Raw genomic sequence first — 2,909 nt, forward strand, 5'->3', positions numbered from 1 at the left:
TGCTACCGAATCGGTTATCTTACGGGTGACAAACTCACGCCCGCGCAACGGGGATTCGTGGTTGAACAAAATACCGCTGCACCCGAAAATTCCGTAGGATTCACGGTAATTGATCGTCATCCAGTGTGCGTAGAGCTTTGCAACACCGTATGGACTTCGAGGATAGAATGGGGTGTTTTCAGTTTGAGGGATCTCTTGCACTTTACCGAACATTTCTGAGGTTGATGCCTGATAGAATCGGATGGAGGTATCGATAATACGGATCGCTTCAAGGAGATGCAGTGCCCCAAGCCCTGTAATGTGTGCCGTAGCAATCGGCTGATCAAACGATACTCCCACAAAACTTTGAGCTGCAAGATTGTAAATCTCTTGAGGACGGATTTCAGAGACCATACGGACCGTATTGGATTGATCGGTGAGGTCATATTCGACTAGATGGAGGTTTGAATGGCTTTGAATCCCCAACTCTTCGATACGCCAAAAATTTACCGACGACGTGCGACGGTACGTCGCGTAAACTTCATACCCCTTTTCGAGTAACAATTCCGCCAAATAGGCACCGTCTTGACCTGTAATCCCTGTAATAATCGCTTTTTTCATGAAAAAAATCCCTATTGAATTGAAAAAAAAATCTATTTTATTGTTTGCTATTATAGCTAAATCTGAAACATGAAACGAGAGTACGACAGGCATCGTCCCACGAATGAATCTTGGGAGAGGGTAAGTGTGCCGAAGATGGAGGGAAAAGCGAAGAATCGGATTGAATCATCGAACTCATCTGCGTGTAAATCGACTCAATGGATGCTGGATTTGCATACCACGCACGATTGCCCCCCACTTCGGGCATCGATGTACAATCAGAGGTCAAAACCGGGATTCCCGATGCAATCGCTTCGGCAATGGGCATCCCGTAACCCTCATAAAATGAGACATAGCACAGCGCATCGGCAGCAGCATATAACAGCGGTAAAACATCACCGGGAATGTACCCCAAACGGATAATCTGACCCTGTGCCGCAAGAGGGGAAATGAGAACTTCAATCTCCTCGGTGAGCCATCCTGACGCACCTACGATCACCAATGGACGACTGCAACGCAGTTCATCACTGAGCGCCGCATATGCCAAGCAAAGATTTTTAAAATTTTTACGAGGTTCAAGGGTCGCGACACTGAGAAGATAATGGGAGGGAAGTCCATATCGGTCGCGTATGGGTGCCAGCTCTTCAGAGGAATACGGGTGAAAAACTTCCGAAACTCCGGGAGGAATAATCGTAAGTTTCGCTCTATCAATTTTGTAATATTCAACCATCTCCCTCGCCGAAAATTCAGAAATTGTCACAATGGAAACCGATTTTTCCAAGGCTTTTTGGAGATTGGAATTAAAATATGAAACACGGCTGTCCGGATGAAACTGTGGGTAGCGTATGTGAGACAGATCGTAGACCGTGGTGACCGTTTTGCCTAAAAACGGCAGTGGTATATAGTTCGTTTCCCAATAGAGCCAGTCACTGCACGCGGCTAAGTTTTTTTTGTGGATTTGACGCAGGGCAAAGCGGTATAGTTCCCGCCCGCCCGGAAGAGCCGCAATGATTTGCGCTAAAGAACGAGAAGATGATTTAACATGAGGGGGTGTATCATGAAGCATCAAACGTATTTGAGCACGAGTCAACCAACGATGAAAAAAGAATCCTTCGAGCTCAATGATAGCAGGATCATCAATAAGTCGGAGAAGTAATTCTCTCGTATAGTGCCCAATCCCCGTCAGCGGAGGGCGAAGGGGAGAACAATTGACGATCAGGCGCATTACATCGCCCCTTCCCGCTGTAAGACGACTTTCACCGTTTTAACCAAAATGACAAAATCGGTCCAAAGACTCCAGTTACGAACATACCAAACATCCAGCTCTACACGGCTTTTAAACTCAAGCTCGCTACGTCCAGAAACTTGCCACAATCCCGTAATCCCCGGTTTAACCGCTAAAATCATCGTTGTTTTTTCACCCATTTTTTCTTCTTCTTCGAACATATAAGGTCTAGGACCGATGAGGCTCATATCGCCTCGAATAACATTGAGGATTTGAGGCAATTCATCGAGTGAGGTTTTACGTAAAAATCTCCCGATTGACGTAATACGAGGGTCATTTTCATATTTGTGATAAATTTCATAGTTTCGGATCTCTTCGGGATGAGAATTCAAATAGTATTCCAAAAGAAGATCCGCATCACCGGACATCGAACGAAATTTATAACAAATGTACGGATTGCCATCTTTTCCCATACGAGATTGGCAGAAAAAAATCGGAGAATGCGGTTCTTGGCGTTTTATGAGCCATGCAATAACACCCATCGCCATCAAGGCAAATGGAAGAAGAAGCAACGAGAGGAGGTAATCGAAAAAACCTTTTAGGAGCTGATTGATTCGACTTAGAAGTTTATTTTCCAATACAATCAAATTGGTACGGGCATTAAAAAGGTGAATGATATGGGAATCAGAAAAATCGTAGCTTTTGATAAGGGGGATAAAGATCACCTCTTGCTTATGCTTGACGGTTGTATCCAAAATCGACTCAATATCTTCAGCACTTTGATGATTTGAAGCGACAAAAAGGGTTTTAGCAGGTCGATTCTGTGCCCGAATATACCCTAAATAGGGATTTCCGAATACTTCACGCTCAAAAAACGGGTCATCTCCAAGCACCAATGCTTCGCGACCCCAAATTTTAAACCGGTATAGCCACCGTTTTAAAAAATATTTTTCAACCGGTAAAAAGATAAACAAGAGAGCAAACGAAGAGAGCAAAACAAAGCGAGAATAGGTCTCTATCTCTCTACCTAGCGCTAAAACTGCCAGAACAACCACACAGGAAATTGCAAGAGAACGCACTACCCTCTTGTATTCCTGCCAAAAAT

The 2,909-nt window shown here is 44.3% G+C and carries 3 protein-coding genes; all 3 read right to left on the bottom strand.

Features of this window, described 5'->3' with window-relative positions:
• Window positions 1–600 (bottom strand): GDP-mannose 4,6-dehydratase (locus M0P91_RS15120; RefSeq protein WP_295069351.1); only part of this gene is annotated, 600 nt, incomplete at its 3' end.
• A gap of 37 nt (window positions 601–637) precedes the next feature.
• Entirely contained in the window at window positions 638–1,804 is a 1,167-nt protein-coding gene (locus M0P91_RS15125) for a glycosyltransferase family 1 protein (protein ID WP_295069354.1), read from the bottom strand.
• The coding region (locus M0P91_RS15130; RefSeq protein ID WP_295069357.1) for an exopolysaccharide biosynthesis polyprenyl glycosylphosphotransferase at window positions 1,804–2,909 on the bottom strand (1,106 nt) is incomplete at its 5' end. The genes M0P91_RS15130 and M0P91_RS15125, both read right to left, overlap by 1 nt.

This window comes from Sulfuricurvum sp., from assembly GCF_023229695.1.
Lineage (GTDB): Bacteria > Campylobacterota > Campylobacteria > Campylobacterales > Sulfurimonadaceae > Sulfuricurvum.

Excerpts from the sequence above, each read along its gene's own strand:
- M0P91_RS15125 (WP_295069354.1), bottom strand. The coding sequence starts at position 1,804 with ATGCGCCTGATCGTCAATTGTTCTCCCCTTCGCCCTCCGCTGACGGGG.